Annotated in this window: 16 protein-coding genes, 1 tRNA gene and 1 riboswitch; of the genes, 12 read left to right on the top strand and 5 right to left on the bottom strand. The window is 70.7% G+C overall.

What is annotated here, in order from left to right:
* Positions 1-50: 50 nt before the first annotated feature.
* On the bottom strand, positions 51-1,364 hold the full coding sequence (locus AB0A94_RS25105) for a PTS transporter subunit EIIC (protein ID WP_361747765.1): 1,314 nt from the start codon (positions 1,362-1,364) through the stop codon (positions 51-53).
* Between the two features lie 200 nt (positions 1,365-1,564).
* Between AB0A94_RS25105 and AB0A94_RS25110 the strand changes: the two genes are divergently transcribed.
* The 4 genes from AB0A94_RS25110 to rdgB all read left to right on the top strand — a co-directional run bounded on the left by AB0A94_RS25110 (position 1,565) and on the right by rdgB (position 3,811).
* The gene (locus tag AB0A94_RS25110) at positions 1,565-1,798 is read left to right on the top strand and encodes a PTS glucose/sucrose transporter subunit IIB (protein WP_030868674.1); all 234 of its coding nucleotides are present in this window, start codon (positions 1,565-1,567) and stop codon (positions 1,796-1,798) included.
* Positions 1,799-1,894: 96 nt separating this feature from the next.
* The gene (gene rph, locus AB0A94_RS25115; RefSeq protein ID WP_361747767.1) at positions 1,895-2,632 is read left to right on the top strand and encodes a ribonuclease PH; all 738 of its coding nucleotides are present in this window, start codon (positions 1,895-1,897) and stop codon (positions 2,630-2,632) included.
* A 144-nt stretch (positions 2,633-2,776) separates the two neighbouring features.
* Positions 2,777-3,175, top strand: coding sequence for a hypothetical protein (locus AB0A94_RS25120; protein WP_361747770.1), 399 nt, complete (start codon positions 2,777-2,779; stop codon positions 3,173-3,175).
* A gap of 33 nt (positions 3,176-3,208) precedes the next feature.
* The gene (gene rdgB, locus AB0A94_RS25125; protein WP_361747772.1) at positions 3,209-3,811 is read left to right on the top strand and encodes an RdgB/HAM1 family non-canonical purine NTP pyrophosphatase; all 603 of its coding nucleotides are present in this window, start codon (positions 3,209-3,211) and stop codon (positions 3,809-3,811) included.
* 4 nt (positions 3,812-3,815) lie between these two features.
* On the opposite strand, the gene AB0A94_RS25130 is transcribed toward rdgB, so the two are convergent.
* Together AB0A94_RS25130 and bcp are read right to left on the bottom strand one after the other, a co-directional pair.
* Positions 3,816-3,902, bottom strand: a tRNA-Leu gene (locus AB0A94_RS25130).
* 39 nt (positions 3,903-3,941) lie between these two features.
* The gene (bcp, locus tag AB0A94_RS25135) at positions 3,942-4,409 is read right to left on the bottom strand and encodes a thioredoxin-dependent thiol peroxidase (protein WP_361747774.1); all 468 of its coding nucleotides are present in this window, start codon (positions 4,407-4,409) and stop codon (positions 3,942-3,944) included.
* A gap of 150 nt (positions 4,410-4,559) precedes the next feature.
* Here bcp and AB0A94_RS25140 point away from each other — a divergent pair, with 150 nt between their 5' ends.
* From AB0A94_RS25140 to AB0A94_RS25150, 3 genes are all read left to right on the top strand, one after another.
* Complete coding sequence (locus tag AB0A94_RS25140) at positions 4,560-4,889, top strand: DUF3618 domain-containing protein (RefSeq protein WP_361747835.1); 330 nt, start codon at positions 4,560-4,562, stop codon at positions 4,887-4,889.
* A gap of 45 nt (positions 4,890-4,934) precedes the next feature.
* Positions 4,935-5,291, top strand: coding sequence for a co-chaperone GroES (locus AB0A94_RS25145; RefSeq protein WP_361747776.1), 357 nt, complete (start codon positions 4,935-4,937; stop codon positions 5,289-5,291).
* A 65-nt stretch (positions 5,292-5,356) separates the two neighbouring features.
* Positions 5,357-5,418: riboswitch (guanidine-III (ykkC-III) riboswitch) on the top strand.
* Between the two features lie 33 nt (positions 5,419-5,451).
* Positions 5,452-5,772 (top strand): SMR family transporter, encoded by a 321-nt coding sequence (locus AB0A94_RS25150; protein ID WP_030825380.1) that lies wholly within the window; start codon positions 5,452-5,454, stop codon positions 5,770-5,772.
* A 66-nt stretch (positions 5,773-5,838) separates the two neighbouring features.
* On the opposite strand, the gene AB0A94_RS25155 is transcribed toward AB0A94_RS25150, so the two are convergent.
* Positions 5,839-8,190: a transglycosylase domain-containing protein gene (locus AB0A94_RS25155; protein ID WP_361747778.1), complete on the bottom strand. Its 2,352-nt coding sequence runs from the start codon at positions 8,188-8,190 to the stop codon at positions 5,839-5,841.
* A gap of 222 nt (positions 8,191-8,412) precedes the next feature.
* Between AB0A94_RS25155 and AB0A94_RS25160 the strand changes: the two genes are divergently transcribed.
* Genes AB0A94_RS25160 through AB0A94_RS25175 form a run of 4 tightly spaced genes read left to right on the top strand, consistent with a single transcriptional unit; the run spans position 8,413 to position 11,764 of the window.
* A complete protein-coding gene (locus tag AB0A94_RS25160; protein WP_361747780.1) occupies positions 8,413-9,213 on the top strand; it encodes an ABC-2 family transporter protein in 801 nt (266 codons plus the stop codon).
* Positions 9,206-10,027, top strand: coding sequence for an ABC transporter permease (locus AB0A94_RS25165; RefSeq protein WP_361747782.1), 822 nt, complete (start codon positions 9,206-9,208; stop codon positions 10,025-10,027). Before AB0A94_RS25160 ends, AB0A94_RS25165 begins: the two co-directional genes overlap by 8 nt.
* Before the next feature lie 6 nt (positions 10,028-10,033).
* Positions 10,034-11,008, top strand: coding sequence for an ATP-binding cassette domain-containing protein (locus AB0A94_RS25170; RefSeq protein WP_361747785.1), 975 nt, complete (start codon positions 10,034-10,036; stop codon positions 11,006-11,008).
* 33 nt (positions 11,009-11,041) lie between these two features.
* On the top strand, positions 11,042-11,764 hold the full coding sequence (locus AB0A94_RS25175) for a DUF1707 domain-containing protein (protein ID WP_361747787.1): 723 nt from the start codon (positions 11,042-11,044) through the stop codon (positions 11,762-11,764).
* Between the two features lie 111 nt (positions 11,765-11,875).
* On the opposite strand, the gene AB0A94_RS25180 is transcribed toward AB0A94_RS25175, so the two are convergent.
* Positions 11,876-13,249, bottom strand: a complete 1,374-nt coding sequence (locus AB0A94_RS25180; protein WP_361747789.1) for an SGNH/GDSL hydrolase family protein — start codon at positions 13,247-13,249, stop codon at positions 11,876-11,878.
* 208 nt (positions 13,250-13,457) lie between these two features.
* On the opposite strand from AB0A94_RS25180, the gene AB0A94_RS25185 reads away from it, so the two are divergent.
* Positions 13,458-14,831 carry a DUF445 domain-containing protein gene (locus AB0A94_RS25185; protein ID WP_361747790.1) on the top strand — a complete coding sequence of 458 codons (1,374 nt, stop codon included), beginning with the start codon at positions 13,458-13,460 and terminating at the stop codon, positions 14,829-14,831.
* Positions 14,832-15,060: the final 229 nt, after the last annotated feature.

Here is a 15,060-nt window from a genome sequence, read left to right on the forward strand (position 1 = left end):
CCCGGACCCCACGGTCCGAGGGCTCGAACAGCCACCACCAGCCTACGAGATCACGCCTTCGCCGCGTCCTCCACCTCCTCCTCCGGCTCCCGCCCCGGAGTCCTCAGGTCGAACCGCGTGATCGCGAACCGGAAGACCACGTAGTACACCGCCGCGAAGCACAACCCGATCGGAACGATCAGCCACGGCCGGGTCGCCAGGTTCCAGTTGATGACGTAGTCGATCAGCCCGGCCGAGAAGCTGAACCCGTCCTTCACCCCCAGCCCCCACGTCACCGCCATCGACACGCCCGTCAGCACCGCGTGGACCACGTACAGCGCCGGCGCGATGAAGAGGAAGGAGTACTCCAGCGGCTCGGTGATGCCGGTCACGAACGACGTCAGCCCCACCGACAGCATCAGACCGCCCACCTCCTTGCGGCGGTGCGGCTTCGCACAGTGCGTGATCGCCAGCGCGGCGGCCGGCAGCGCGAACATCATGATCGGGAAGAAACCGGTGGTGAACTGGCCCGCGGTCGGGTCGCCCGCCAGGAACATGTTGATGTCGCCGTGCACCACCGTGCCGTCCGGCCTGGTGTAACTGCCGAACTGGAACCACATCGGCACGTTCAGGAACTGGTGCAGCCCGATCACCAGCAGCGCCCGGTTCGCGATCCCGAACACACCCGCGCCCCACGCGCCCAGGCCGTTGAGCCAGTCGCTGAAACTCTCCAGCGCGCCGCCGATCGGCGGCCAGATCCACAGGCACAGCGCCGCGAACAGGATCGCCACGAACGCCATGAGGATCGGCACCAGCCGGCGGCCGTTGAAGAAGCCCAGCCAGTCCACCAGCCTGGTGCGGTGGAACCGCTGCCAGAAGTACGCCGCCAGCAACCCGATGACGATGCCGCCGAAGACCCCCGGATTCTGGTACGTGAACGCGGTCACCGTCCCCGACCCGTCGGTCAGCCGGCACCCGACCTGCGGCACCGCCTCCGACCCCTCCGGACAGTCCTCCGGGAACTGCCGCAGCACGTTGTAGTAGACGAGGAACCCCGCCACCGCCGCCAACGCCGTCGACCCGTCCGCCTTCTTCGCCATCCCGATGGCCACACCCACGCAGAACAGCAGCGGCAACCCCAGCGAACCGTCCAGCAGCGCGCCACCCGCGCCCACCATCACCTTGGAGACGTTCGTCCAGCCCAGACCCTCGTCCCCGAACACGTCCGGCTGCCCCAGCCGGTTCAGGATGCCCGCCGCCGGCAGCACCGCGATCGGCAACTGCAGGCTCCGCCCCATCTTCTGCAGACCCTGGAACAGACGGTTCCAGCGTTCACGCGCGGGAGAGGCCGTACTCCCGGCGCCGGCGGCACTCCCGGCACTCATCCGGTCCCCCTCCCTGGAGAGCAGTCTGGCGAAGCGGCGACAGCGGGTTTGGCGGCAGTCCACCCGGTGGTGTAGACCAGTCAGGCAGGACGGTCCCACTGTCGTGACGCCATCATCCGGCCCCCACGACAGGACCGCTCGCAAAGATGGGCCAACTGTGGGTTACTGCGACAAAGCGGTTCGGATCAGGGAGAACGAACATGGCCACCAAGGCTGAGAAGATCGTTGCCGGGCTCGGCGGCATCGACAACATCGAAGAGGTCGAAGGCTGCATCACCCGCCTCCGCACCGAAGTCGTCGACCCCGCCAAGGTCGACGAAGCCGCACTCAAGGCCGCCGGCGCCCACGGCGTCGTCAAGATGGGCAGCGCCATCCAGGTCGTCATCGGCACCGACGCCGACCCCATCGCCGCCGAAATCGAAGACATGATGTGAAGCCCCCCGCTTCACCCCGGGGCCCCTCCCACCACGGGAGGGGCCCCTTCCACATGCGGCGCTTCCCCACACACCGCTGACGCTAGGCTCAACGCCATGTCTCGAATCGACGGCCGCACCCCCGAACAACTCCGCCCGGTCACCATCGAACGCGGCTGGAGCAAGCACGCCGAAGGCTCCGTCCTCGTCTCCTTCGGCGACACCAAAGTCCTCTGCACCGCCTCCGTCACCGAAGGCGTCCCCCGCTGGCGCAAAGGCAGCGGCGAGGGCTGGGTCACCGCCGAATACGCGATGCTGCCCCGCGCCACCAACACCCGCGGCGACCGCGAATCCGTCCGCGGCCGCATCGGCGGCCGCACCCACGAGATCAGCCGCCTCATCGGCCGCTCCCTCCGCGCCGTCATCGACTACAAGGCCCTCGGCGAGAACACCATCGTCCTCGACTGCGACGTCCTCCAGGCCGACGGCGGCACCCGCACCGCCGCCATCACCGGCGCCTACGTCGCCCTCGCCGACGCCGTCACCTGGGCCCAGGGCAGGAAACTCGTCAAGCCCGGCCGCAAACCCCTCACCGGCACCGTCAGCGCCGTATCCGTCGGCATCGTCGCCGGCGTCCCCCTCCTCGACCTCCGCTACGAGGAAGACGTCAAGGCCGACACCGACATGAACGTCGTCTGCACCGGCGACGGCCGCTTCGTCGAAGTCCAGGGCACCGCCGAGGCCGAACCCTTCGCCCGCGACGAACTCAACGCCCTCCTCGACCTCGCCGTCACCGGCTGCACCGAACTCGCCGCCGCCCAGCGCGCCGCACTTGACACCGTCCTCGAAAGGTAAAGGACACACCAAGACAACCGGCCGACGCGGGCAACCGCACCGGCCGCCGCCGCGTCTGAAGAGGTACGGGCGCACGGCTCACCCCCGAGCGCCCGGCCAACGACCAGGGCCGCACACCGGCCCGACAAGGGGAGGGACCGTTCCATGGCCGCGAGCCGCCGACGCCGCACCGCAGCCGTCGCCGCCACCCTGGCGGCCGTCGCGCTGACCGCCGGACTCACCACCGGCTGCGCCGCCGTCGACAAGGCACTGGACTGCGTCCAGACCGCCGACGCCATCGCCGACAGCGTCACCGACATGCAGCAGGCCGTCGAGAACGCCGGCAACGACGTCACCCAACTCGAGGAATCCCTCGAATCCATAGACAAGAACCTCACCGACATCGGCGACAAGACCGACAACGCCGACGTCAGCAAGGCCGTCGACGACCTCGAAAAGGCCGTGCAGAACGTCCGCACCTCCATCCAGAACGGCGACGAGACCCCCGACATCAGCCCCGTCACCGACGCCGCCGGCGAACTCACCAAGGTCTGCACCCCGTAAGGAACCGGTCGGCGAGGCCGGGATACTGGGCCCATGACCCGCCTGATCCTCGCCACCCGCAACGCCGGAAAGATCACCGAACTGCGCGCGATCCTCGCCGACGAGGGCCTGCCCCACGACCTCGTCGGCGCCGACGCCTACCCCGACGTCCCCGACGTCAAGGAAACCGGCGTCACCTTCGCCGAGAACGCGCTCCTCAAGGCCCACGCCCTCGCCCAGGCCACCGGCCTCCCCGCCGTCGCCGACGACTCCGGCCTCTGCGTCGACGTCCTGGGCGGCGCCCCCGGCATCTTCTCCGCCCGCTGGTCCGGCACCCACGGCAACGACAAGGCCAACCTGGACCTCCTCCTGGCCCAGCTCTCCGACATCGCCGACGAACACCGGGGCGCCCACTTCGCCTGCGCGGCGGCCCTGGCACTCCCCGACGGCACGGAGCGCGTGGTCGAAGGCCAGTTGCGGGGCACCCTCCGCCACACCCCCGCCGGCACGGGCGGCTTCGGCTACGACCCGATCCTCCAGCCGGAGGGCGAGACGCGCACGTGCGCGGAACTGACACCGGCCGAGAAGAACGCGATCAGCCACCGCGGGAAGGCGTTCCGGGCGCTGGTACCGGTGGTGCGGGAACTGCTCGACTGAACACTGGTGCGGCCGGAGGGACTCGAACCCTCACGGGAGTTACCCCACTGGGACCTAAACCCAGCGTGACTGCCAGTTCCACCACGGCCGCCTGATGCTGCCCGGCCATGCTAGCGGCCGGGCAGCCCGGTCAGACGCCCAGATCCTTGATGATCTTGGCCACGTGGCCCGTCGCGCGGACGTTGTAGAGGGCGCGTTCGACCTTGCCCTCCTCGTCCACGACGATCGTGGAGCGGATGACGCCCATGTAGGTCTTGCCGTAGTTCTTCTTCTCGCCGTAGGCGCCGTACGCGTCCAGGACCGTCTTGTCGGGGTCGGCGAGGAGGGTGACCTTCAGGGACTCCGCCTCGCGGAACTTGGCGAGCTTCTCCGGCTTGTCGGGGGAGATGCCGATGACGTCGTAGCCGGCGCCCGCGAGCAGCTCCAGGTTGTCGGTGAAGTCGCAGGCCTGCTTGGTGCAGCCGGGGGTGAGGGCGGCGGGGTAGAAGTAGACGATGACCTTGCGGCCCTTGTGGTCGGCCAGGGACACCTCGTTGCCGTCGGCGTCGGGCAGGGTGAAGGCGGGGGCCTCGTCCCCGGGCTGGAGGCGGTCGCTCATCGGTCTGGTCTCCTCGTGCGTGCGCGCTGCGTGGATCGGGTGCCGGGATCGAGGGTAACCGGGGGTCCTGGCCGTGCGCGGCGGCGTGGAGCTGACAGACTGTCCGGCACAGGTACACAACAGGTGTCAGTGGATTTCGGAGGCGGCACGGTGGCGGACACGGCGGACCCCAGGACCCCGGCGCAGATCGAGGCGGACATCAGGCGCCGTCGTGCGGTGCTGGCCGAGACCCTGGACGAGATCGGTGTGCGGGTGCATCCGAAGACGATCGTGGGGGATGCCAGGGCCCGGGTCGTCTCGAACGTGGATCACACGCTGGGGCGGGCGTACGTCCGGGTCAACGGTGTGGTGAGTGACGTGAAGGCGCAGTTCGTGGACGAGGAGGGTGCGCCCCGGCTGGAGCGGGTGGTTCCGGTGGTGGCGCTGGTGGTGGGGGTCGTGGGGCTGCTGGCCCTGGGGTCCCGTCGGCGCGGGCGATGACCCCGGGCGCGTGCGTTCGGGGCGGATGCAGGTAGGTTTCAGGACGTGAGCGCCAAGAGACACGAGCACGGTTCCCATGACGACAAGCTGCCCATCCGGATGCTGCACGATCGCGTACTCGTGCGGCAGGACACGAGTGAGGGCGAGCGGCGTTCGGGGGGCGGCATCCTGATTCCCGCGACGGCGGCGGTGGGTCGTCGGCTGGCCTGGGCCGAGGTGGTCGCGGTGGGGCAGAACGTCCGGACCGTGGAGCCGGGTGACCGGGTGTTGTACGACCCGGAGGACCGGGCGGAGGTCGAGGTGCGGGGGACGGCGTACGTGCTGATGCGGGAGCGTGATCTGCACGCCGTGGCCGCGGACCGTTTCGAAGGTTCCGAGGATTCGACCGGGTTGTACCTGTAGTTCGTTGGTGGAAGGGGCTGGTGGCCGTTGTCACCGGCCCTTTTCCTGTTTTCGGGCTAGGGTGGAGGGACCCGAGAGGGCCCCGACGAGACGCGCCGTACCGGGGTGAAGGCAAAGACGACGCACCCCCGTTTCCGTTCGTGTCCCGGAGGTGCCTGTCATGGCCTGGGTTCTGCTGGTGGTCGCCGGTCTGCTGGAGGTCGGCTGGTCGGTGGGGATGAAGTACACCGACGGCTTCACCCGGCTGGTTCCGAGTCTGCTCACCGGTGCGGGCATCGTGACGAGCATGCTGCTGCTGTCGTACGCGGCTCGTACGTTGCCGATCGGTACGGCGTACGGGGTGTGGGTGGGGATCGGTGCGGCCGGGGCGGCGGTGCTGGGCATGCTGGTGCTGGGTGAGCCGGTGACGGCGGCGCGGATCTTCTTCATCTGTCTGTTGCTGGTGGCGGTGGTGGGGCTGAAGGCGACGTCCGGGCACTGAGCCGCGGGTGTTCCTTGATTCCAGCGGCTGATCCCGGCGGCTGATCCCGGCGGTTGGTCCCGGTGGCTAGTCCCAGCGGCCGTTCTGGGTGAGGGCGCCGGTGAGGCCGCCCGGGCCGGGGTCGTCGTCCCCGTTGGTGTCGCCCTCGTCGGTGTCGTCGGTGGTTCCCGAGCCGTCGGTCGTTCCGTTGTCGTCCCCGGTGTCGCCGCCGGTGGTGGTGCCGCCGTCGGTCTGTCCCTGGGGCGGTTCCGCTCCGTCCTGGCCGGTGGGTTCGTCGCCCGTCCCCGTCTCGCCCGGTGTCTCGCCGCCGTCTCCGCCGTCTCCGCTGTCGCCGTCGCCCGGGTCGCCGGTCGAGGAGGACGGGGTGGTGTCGGCGTCGCCGGGGGGCGGCTGGGTCTTCCAGGCGCCGGGCTGGAGGCGGAGGGTGAAGGCCGTGACCGGTGCGCCTTCGAGGGCTTCGCGGGTGTACTGGCCCCAGATCTCGGCGGGGGCGCCGCCGCCGTTGACGCGGGGCAGGCCCATGGCGCCGTAGAGGGGTTTGTGGCCGGCGGTGACGGGGTCCTGGCCCATGACGGCGACGACGGTGGCGAGGTCGGGGGTGTAGCCGGCGAACCAGGCGGCGGTGTCCTCCTCGGCGGTGCCGGTCTTGCCGGCGGCGGGGCGGCCGGCGGTCTGGGCGGCGATGGCGGTGCCGCTCTCGACGACGCCGCGCAGGACGGAGGTGGTGGTGTCGGCGGCCTGGCGGCTGACGGCCTGGCGGGTGTGGCGTTCGGGCAGTTCGACGTTCCGCCCGTTCTGGGTGACCTTCTCGATCATGGTGTAGTCGCCGTGTTTGCCGTGGTTGGCGAGGGTGGCGTACGCCTCGGCCATGTCGAGGACGCTGGCGGTGGCGACGCCGAGGGCGATGGAGGGTCCGGCGTCGTCGAGGCTGGGGGTGTTCTCGGACAGGCCCAGGTCGATGGCGGTCCGGCGGACCTTGTCGGGGCCGACGTCGACGGCCATCTGCGCGTACACGGCGTTGACGGACTTGTCGGTGGCCTCGCGGACGGTGATGTCGCCGTAGTCGCGGTGGTCCTCGTTCTCGGGGGCGTAGCGGTCGCCGGGCCAGCCCTGGACGGGGCGTTCGCTGGTGCCGTCGTAGACGGTGTTGGGGGTGATGGGGCGGCCGTCGCGGGTGCGGGAGCCGTTCTCGACGGCGGCGGTGAAGACGAACGGTTTGAAGCTGGAGCCGACCTGGAAGTCCCGGCGGGTGGCGTTGGGGGTGTACTGCTTGACGTAGTCGATGCCGTTGTACATGGCGACGACCTTGCCGGTCTTGACGTCGATGGAGGCGCCGCCGGCGCGGACGTAGGTGTCGACCTCGCGGTTCTCCCGGTCGAGCCGGTCCATGAGTTTGTCGTTGACGGCGTCGACGAAGGCGTCCTGCTTGTCCTTGTGGAGGGTGGTGGTGATGCGGTAGCCGCCGGCGTCGAGGGCCGCCTCGTCGACGATCTTCTTCTCGATCAGCTGGTTCTTGACGATGTTCACGATGTAGCCGCGCTGTCCGGACAGGCTGGTGGAGACGGTGGTCCGCTGGGGCACGGGGAAGGTCAGGCCGGCGCGTTCGGTGGCGCTGAGCCAGCCTTCGTCGACCATGCCGTCGAGGACGTAGTTCCAGCGGCGTTCGACGGTGTCGCGGTTCTCGGGGTGGGTGATGACGTCGTACTGGCTGGGGGCGTTGACGAGGGCGGCGAGGTAGGCGGCGCGGGCGGCGTCGAGGTCGGAGGCGTCGATGCCGTAGTAGGCGTGGGCGGCGGACTGGATGCCGTAGGCGCCGCGGCCGAAGAAGCTGGTGTTGAGGTAGCCCTCGAGGATCTGGTCCTTGCTCTGTTCGCGGTCGAGTTTGATGGCGATGAAGAACTCCTTCACCTTGCGGGTGACGGTCTGTTCCTGGCGGAGGTAGTAGTTCTTCACGTACTGCTGGGTGATGGTGGAGCCGGACTGTCTGCCCTTGCCGGTGGCGGTGTTCCAGGCGGCGCGGACCATGGCCTGGGGGTCGATGGCGGACTCGGTGTAGAAGTCGCGGTCCTCGGCGGCCAGGACGGCGTGCTGGGCGTCCTTGGAGATCTGGGAGAGGGCGACGTTCTCCCGGTTGACCTCGCCGTCGCGGGCGATGACGGTGCCGTCGGCGTAGAGGTAGACGTTGGCCTGCTGGGTGGCGAGGGCGTTGGCGGCGGGGATCTGGACGAGGTGGTAGCCGAGGAGGAAGCCGCCGACGACGAGTGCGGCGGTGAGGAGGAGGCCGCCGAGGAGCATCCGCCAGATGGGGAGCAGTCGGTGCCGTCCGGTGCGTCCGGGCCGCTTCGGGGTGGTGGCCGCCGGGGGTCTTCTCGGTGCCCAGCCCTTTCCGGGCTGCTGCGGCTGCGGCTCGTCGCTCATGTCGTGCACGGACTCCCGTTTCGCCTGGTTCGTTCCACTGCGCCATGGTGTGTGCGTCTTATTCAAGACCGTCCCTTCCGGTGACGCGTCCCCGTTGACGCCGTGCGGGGCGCGCGCACGCGGCTTGTCACACACATGGCCCCAACGAAAATGCGTGGCAGGGGGTACGGCGGGCGCACTAGGCTCCTGCGCTTCGGTGCCGGATGCGGGAGGGGGCGGGGCGTGGGCTCGGCGCGGTTGTACCTGGCCGTCGCGGTGGGGGGTTTCCGGCGGTACGCGTCGTACCGGGTGGCGACGGCGGCCGGGGTGTTCACCAATACGGTGTTCGGGCTGATCCTCGTGTACACGTATCTGGCGCTGTGGGAGGAGCGGCCGGGTCTGGGCGGGTACGACCAGGCGCAGGCGGTCACGTACGTGTGGCTGGGGCAGTGTCTGTACGCGACGCTGGCGATCCAGGGCGGGGGTGCGGAGAAGGACCTGATGGAACGCATCCGTACGGGTGAGATCGCCGTCGATCTGTACCGGCCGGTGGATCTGCAGGTGTGGTGGCTGGCGGGTGACGTGGGGCGGGCGGCGTTCCAGATGCTGGGGCGGGGGGTGGTGCCGTTCGTGTTCGGCTGGCTGTTCTTCCCGATGGCGCTGCCGGCGGAGGTCACCGCGTGGGCGGCGTTCGCGGTGACGCTGCTGCTGGCGGCGGTGGTGAGTTTCGCGATCCGCTATCTGGCGGCGCTGAGCGTGTTCTGGCTGATGGACGGCAGGGGTGTCGGCCAGGTGCTGATGATCACGGGGGTGTTCTTCTCGGGCATGGTGCTGCCGCTGAACGCCTTCCCGGACGGGCTCGGTGACGTGGTGCGGCTGTTGCCGTGGGCGGCGCAGCTCCAGGTCCCGGCGGATGTGCTGATGGGGGAGACGGATCCGCTGGGGGCGTTCGTGTTCCAGGCGGCGTGGGCGGTGGCGCTGCTGGCGGCGGGGCGGCTGGTGCAGTCGGCGGCGACGCGGCGGGTGGTGGTGCAGGGTGGGTGAGCGCGGTGTGCTGGTGGAGGGGCTGCGGGCCTACGGGCTGATCGCCGGGATGTGGGTGCGGTCGGGCATGACGTACCGCACGTCCTTCGTCTTCACGGTGTTCGGGAACCTGTTGGTGACCGGGCTGGACTTCGTGGGGATCCTGCTGATGTTCTCGCGGGTCGACTCGCTGGGCGGCTGGTCGCTGCCGGAGATCGCCCTGCTGTACGGGTTGTCGGCGACGGCGTTCGGGATCGCCGACCTGGTGCTCGGTTCGATGGACGTGCTGGGCGGGCGGATGCGGGACGGCTCGTTCGACGTCCTGCTGGTGCGTCCGGTGCCGGTGCTGGCGCAGGTCGGCGCGGATCATTTCGCGGTGCGCCGGCTGGGGCGGGTCACCCAGGGCGTGGTGGTGCTGGGTTGGGCGCTGGCCTCGGTCGACGTCGACTGGAGCGTGGTGAAGGTGCTGCTGGTGCCGGTGATGGTGGTCAGCGGCGCGGCGATCTTCTCGGCGGTGTTCGTGGCGGGCGCGGCGTTCCAGATCTACGCGCAGGACGCGGCCGAGGTGCAGAACGCGTTCACGTACGGCGGGAACACGCTGTTGCAGTATCCGCCGAGCGTGTTCGGGAAGGATCTGGTGCGGGGGGTGACGTTCATGCTGCCGCTCGCCTTCGTCAACTGGGTGCCCGCCGCGTACGTGCTGGAGCGGCCGTATCCGATCGGGCTGCCGGGGTGGGCGGCGTTCGCGTCGCCGCTGGTGGCGGTGGGCTGCTGCGTGCTGGCGGGTCTGGCGTGGCGGACGGGTCTCAGGTCGTACCGGAGCACGGGGAGTTAGCAGGCTGTGGACGCTTTCATCGAACTCGACGGCGTGGAGAAGGTCTTCGACGTGCGCAGGAGGACCGGTTTCCTGCGGCGGGAGCGGCACCGGGTGCGGGCGGTCGACTCGATCTCCTTCACGGTGGCGCGGGGCGAGATGGTCGGCTACATCGGCCCGAACGGCGCCGGGAAGTCGACGACGATCAAGATGCTGACGGGGATCCTCACGCCGAGCGGCGGGCGGCTGCGGGTCGCCGGGATCGACCCGTCGCGGGAGCGGACGCGGCTGGCGCACCGCATCGGGGTGGTGTTCGGGCAGCGTACGACGCTGTGGTGGGACCTGCCGCTGGTCGACTCGTACCGGCTGATGCACCGCATGTACCGGATCCCGGACGCCCGCTACCGGGAGAACCTCGACCGGCTGACCGAACTCCTCGACCTCGGCGATCTGCTGGACGTTCCGGTGCGGCAGCTCTCGCTCGGCCAGCGGATGCGCGGGGACATCGCGGCGGCGCTGCTGCACGACCCGGAGGTGCTGTACCTCGACGAGCCGACGATCGGTCTGGACGTCGTCTCCAAGACCAGGGTGCGGGACTTCCTGCGGCAGTTGAACGCCGAGCGGGCCACGACGGTGCTGCTGACCACGCACGACCTGCAGGACATCGAGCAGTTGTGCTCGCGGGTGATGGTCATCGACCACGGCCGGATGGTGTACGACGGTTCGCTCGACGGGCTGCACGAGGCGGGGGAGAGCGAACGGACGCTGGTGGTGGACCTGGAGCGGGAGCTGCCGCCGATCGAGGCGCCCGCGCCCGCGCGGGTGGTGCGGGTGGAGGGGGCGCGGCAGTGGCTGGCGTTCCCGGCGTCGGCGTCGGCGGCCGAACTGGTGGCGCGGGTCGCGGCCCGGTACCCGCTGCTGGACCTGTCGGTGCGGGAGCCGGACATCGAGGCGGTCATCGCGACCATGTACGCGGAACGAGCCGGCCGGGCCCTCTCGTAGCCGTGCGGCGGAGACAACTCGTAGGCTGCTGGTATGACCGAAGACGCAGCAGCCGTCCCGGACCTCCGTGCCTCCGACGCCGACCGTGAACGGGTCGCCGAGATCCTGCGGGACGCCCTCGCGGAGGGCCGCCTCGACATGGAGGAGTTCGAGGAGCGGCTGGACGCGACGTACCGGGCGCGCACGTACGGGGAACTGACGCCGATCACCCGCGACCTGCCGGACCCGGGGGCGGCCGTACCGGCCGTGTCCCTGACCAAGGAGCCCGCGCGGGACGGCGGTTGGGGGGACAGGATCGTCGGCGGCGACGACGCGGGGACGTCGTCGTGGGCCGTGGCCGTGATGTCGGGCTTCCAGCGCAAGGGCCACTGGACGGCGCCGCGCCGCTTCAACTGCTTCGCCTTCTGGGGCGGCGGGGAGATCGATCTGCGGGACGCGTACTTCGCGGACCGCGAGGTCGTCATCAACGCGGTCGCGATCATGGGCGGGGTGGAGGTGATCGTCCCGCCCGGCGTCGAGGTCGTCGTGCGCGGCGTCGGCGTCATGGGCGGCTTCGACCACCGTGAGGAGGGCGTACCGGGCGAGCCGGGCGCCCCGCGCGTGATCGTGACGGGCTTCGCCTTCTGGGGCGGCGTCGGCGTCGACCGCAAACTCCCCCGCGCGGAGAAGCAGCGCCTGCGCGAGGAGCGCCGCAGGGAGAAACTGGAGCGCAAGGAGCAGCGCCGCCGCGAGCTGGAGGGCTCCGACGACCGCTGAGCCGACTCGGCTCCTCCGGTCGATTCAGCCCCTCCGGGGGTGCCCCCGCTCGAGCGAAGCCGAGAGTGGGGGAGGGTGGGGGCGGAGGGGGCGAAACGAACCCCGCGCCCCCTACAACCGCGCCGGAGCCCCACCCTTCAGATCGTCCAGATCGAACTCCTCCGCCATCCGGGTGTACCCCCTGTCACTCGGATGGAGATGATCACCGGAGTCGTACTCCGGGCGGAACCGTCGCGGATCGTACGGATCACGGAGCGCCTCGTCGAAGTCGACGACCGCGTCGAACACCCGCCCCGCCCGGATCTCCGCGTTGATCCGCTGCCGCACGTCCTCCCGCGCGTCGGTGTACCCGCCGTGCCCACCGAACGGCATGAGCGTCGCCCCCACGACCTTCACCCCCCGCGCGTGAGCCCGCTCGACCAGCGTGTTCAGCCCCGCGACGATCGTGTCCGGATCGGCGGTCCCCGGATGGCGCAGGATGTCGTTGATGCCGAGCGCGACGACGACGACCTTGACGTTCGTCCGGCCCAGGACGTCCCGATCGAACCGGTTCAGCCCACTGGGATTCGTGGCCGGCCGCCCCGGCCTGTCGGCGAGGAGCTGATTCCCGCTGATCCCCTCGTTGACGACGCTGTGGTGCGGCACGTCCCGCCCGTCCTCGACGGCCTCCCGCAGCCGGTCGGACAGCACGTCCGGCCATCGGTTGTTCTTCCCGGTCGTCGAGGTGGCGCCGTCGGTCAGCGAGTCCCCGAGGGCGACGACCGTGCCGTCCGACTCGTTGCTCAGCACGTCCAGCCCGGTCACGTACCGCCAGACCTTGCTCTGCCCGGTGTACGCCGCCCCCGTCGCGTCCAGGGTGTGCTCGCCGTCGGCGACGTACGAGATCTGGCGCGCGTGCGGGTGATGGGTGACCGGCCCGGAGGCGGTGGGGGAGTACGTCGTGATCAGGACGTCCCCGTCGCGCGGGACGGCGATGCGCGCCACGTCGCTCGTCACCTGCTCGCCCGCCGGGATGACGACCGTCGGGCTCCCGGCGAAGGTCAGCGGCCGCATGGTCTCCGCGCGCGCCTGAGCCGTGTCCGGGTCCGCGGACACCGCGATCGAGGCGTGCGTGAGGGTCAGCGGCGACTGGCCGTAGAGGTTGGACAGCGTGACGCGGGCGCTCGTACCGCCGGCGCTGGTGTGGACGACGTTGCGCACCGAGCGGCCCGCGAGGCCGGTCGTCTCGGTGCCGGGCTCGCCCGCGACCGGGGAGGTGGCCCAGGAGGCGACCCAGGTGCCGGTGGAGGCGGGCGCGGCCGGGTCGGGCCGGGCGCCGCGGCCGCCGGCGAGGGTGTCGCGCTCCCGGACGCCGCCGTCGGCTCCGACGTCGGCACCGACGTAGACGGCGGCGGAAACCGCCACGATCGCGGCGACGAGCGCGGCGAGCAGGGCACGCTGCTTGGCGGGAGGCGCCTCGGCGACCCCGTCACGACCCCGGGTCATGCTGTTCTGTTCTCCTCGGGAGAGGGAGCCCGAGGCTCCGATCCGGTGAACCCATGATGATCCATGGGCCGGGAAGACTGACGGGAGGGACCCTTAGGTGATCCCCCTGGACAAACCCCCTCCGGACAGACGCCGGGAACTCCTGTTCCGTTCCAGGAGTCGGTCAGGAAGGGACAATGTGTGAGGGATCACCGAGCGGGTGGAGCGGATGGAACGGATCGAAGCGGCGGAAACGTCGGAAACATCGGAAAAGGCAGAAACCGGCGGCCGGGGCGCCGGGGGGCAGCATGCCCGCACCGGCGCCTTCACGAACCGCGCCATGAACACCTTCAGCCCCGCGGACGAGGAGAAGCAGCGCGGGGTGCGCCGGATGAAGCTCACCGCCACCGGTCTGCTGCTGTTCGTCACCGTCGTCTACGTCCTCACCGAATGGGCCTCCCACCAGGGCGCCGGGCCCTGGGCGGGCTATGTCGCCGCCGCGGCCGAGGCCGGCATGGTCGGCGCGCTCGCCGACTGGTTCGCCGTCACCGCGCTCTTCCGCCACCCGCTCGGCCTGCGCATCCCGCACACCGCGATCATCCCCACCAAGAAGGACCAGCTCGGCGTCTCCCTCGGTGAGTTCGTCGGCGAGAACTTCCTCTCCGAGGACGTCGTGCGGCAGCGGCTGCGCGCCGTCGGCATCGGCAGCAGGCTCGGCGCCTGGCTCGCCGTCCCCGAACACGCCGACCGGGTCACCGCCGAGCTGTCGGCGGCCCTGCGCGGCGCCCTCACCGTGCTGCGCGACTCCGACGTCCAGGCGGTGGTCGGCGAGGCCATCACCCGCCGCGCCGACGCCCAGGAGATCGCGCCCGGCATGGGCAAGCTGCTGGAGCGGATCGTCGCCGACGGCGGCCACAAACGGGCCGTCGACGTCGTCGTCGCCCGCGCGCACGACTGGCTGGTGCTGCACGGCGACACCGTGATGGACGCCGTCCACGGCGGCGCGCCCGGCTGGACCCCCAGATTCGTCGACCGCAAGGTCGGCGAGCGCGTCTACAAGGAGCTGCTGCGCTTCGTCACCGAGATGCGCGACATGCCCGCCCACCCCGCGCGCGGCGCCCTCGACCGCTTCCTCACCGACTTCGCCTCCGACCTCCAGTCCGACACCGACACCCGCGTCCGCGTCGAACGCCTCAAGAGCGAGGTCCTCGGCCGGGGCGAGGTGCAGGACCTGATCGCCTCCGCGTGGACCGCCGTACGGGCCATGATCGTCTCGGCGGCGGAGGACGAGCGCAGCGAACTCCGCCTGCGCGTGCGCGCCTCGCTGCTCTCCCTGGGCGCCCGCATGTCGCTCGACCCCAAGGTGCAGGGCAAGGTCGACGGCTGGCTGGAGAGCGCGGCGGTGTACGTGGTCACCACCTACCGCAAGGAGATCACCTCCCTGATCACGGACACGGTGGCGAGCTGGGACGCCGAGCACACCACGAAGAAGATCGAGGCCAACATCGGCCGGGACCTGCAGTTCATCCGCATCAACGGCACGGTGGTCGGCTCGCTCGCCGGTCTGCTGATCTACACGGTGTCACGGGTCCTGGGGGCGTAGCGCGACCGCGGCGTGACACCGCGGGCGCGTGGTGGCCGCCCCCGTGGTCCCCGCGCCCTGGGGTCGCCGGCCGACGGCAACCGCGACGCCCCGGGGGCGCGGGGTTGTGCTGATATGCGACTCCGCCGCGCGGGCGCGCCCAGCCGCGACGCGCCGCAAGCCGGGAGCCGGCGGGCCCCCACCGCACGCCCCGGCGCAAAAGGCGGGCGGGCGTGAAAAAGTCCGCCCG

This window comes from Streptomyces sp. NPDC044984, assembly GCF_040646935.1.
Classification (GTDB): domain Bacteria; phylum Actinomycetota; class Actinomycetes; order Streptomycetales; family Streptomycetaceae; genus Streptomyces.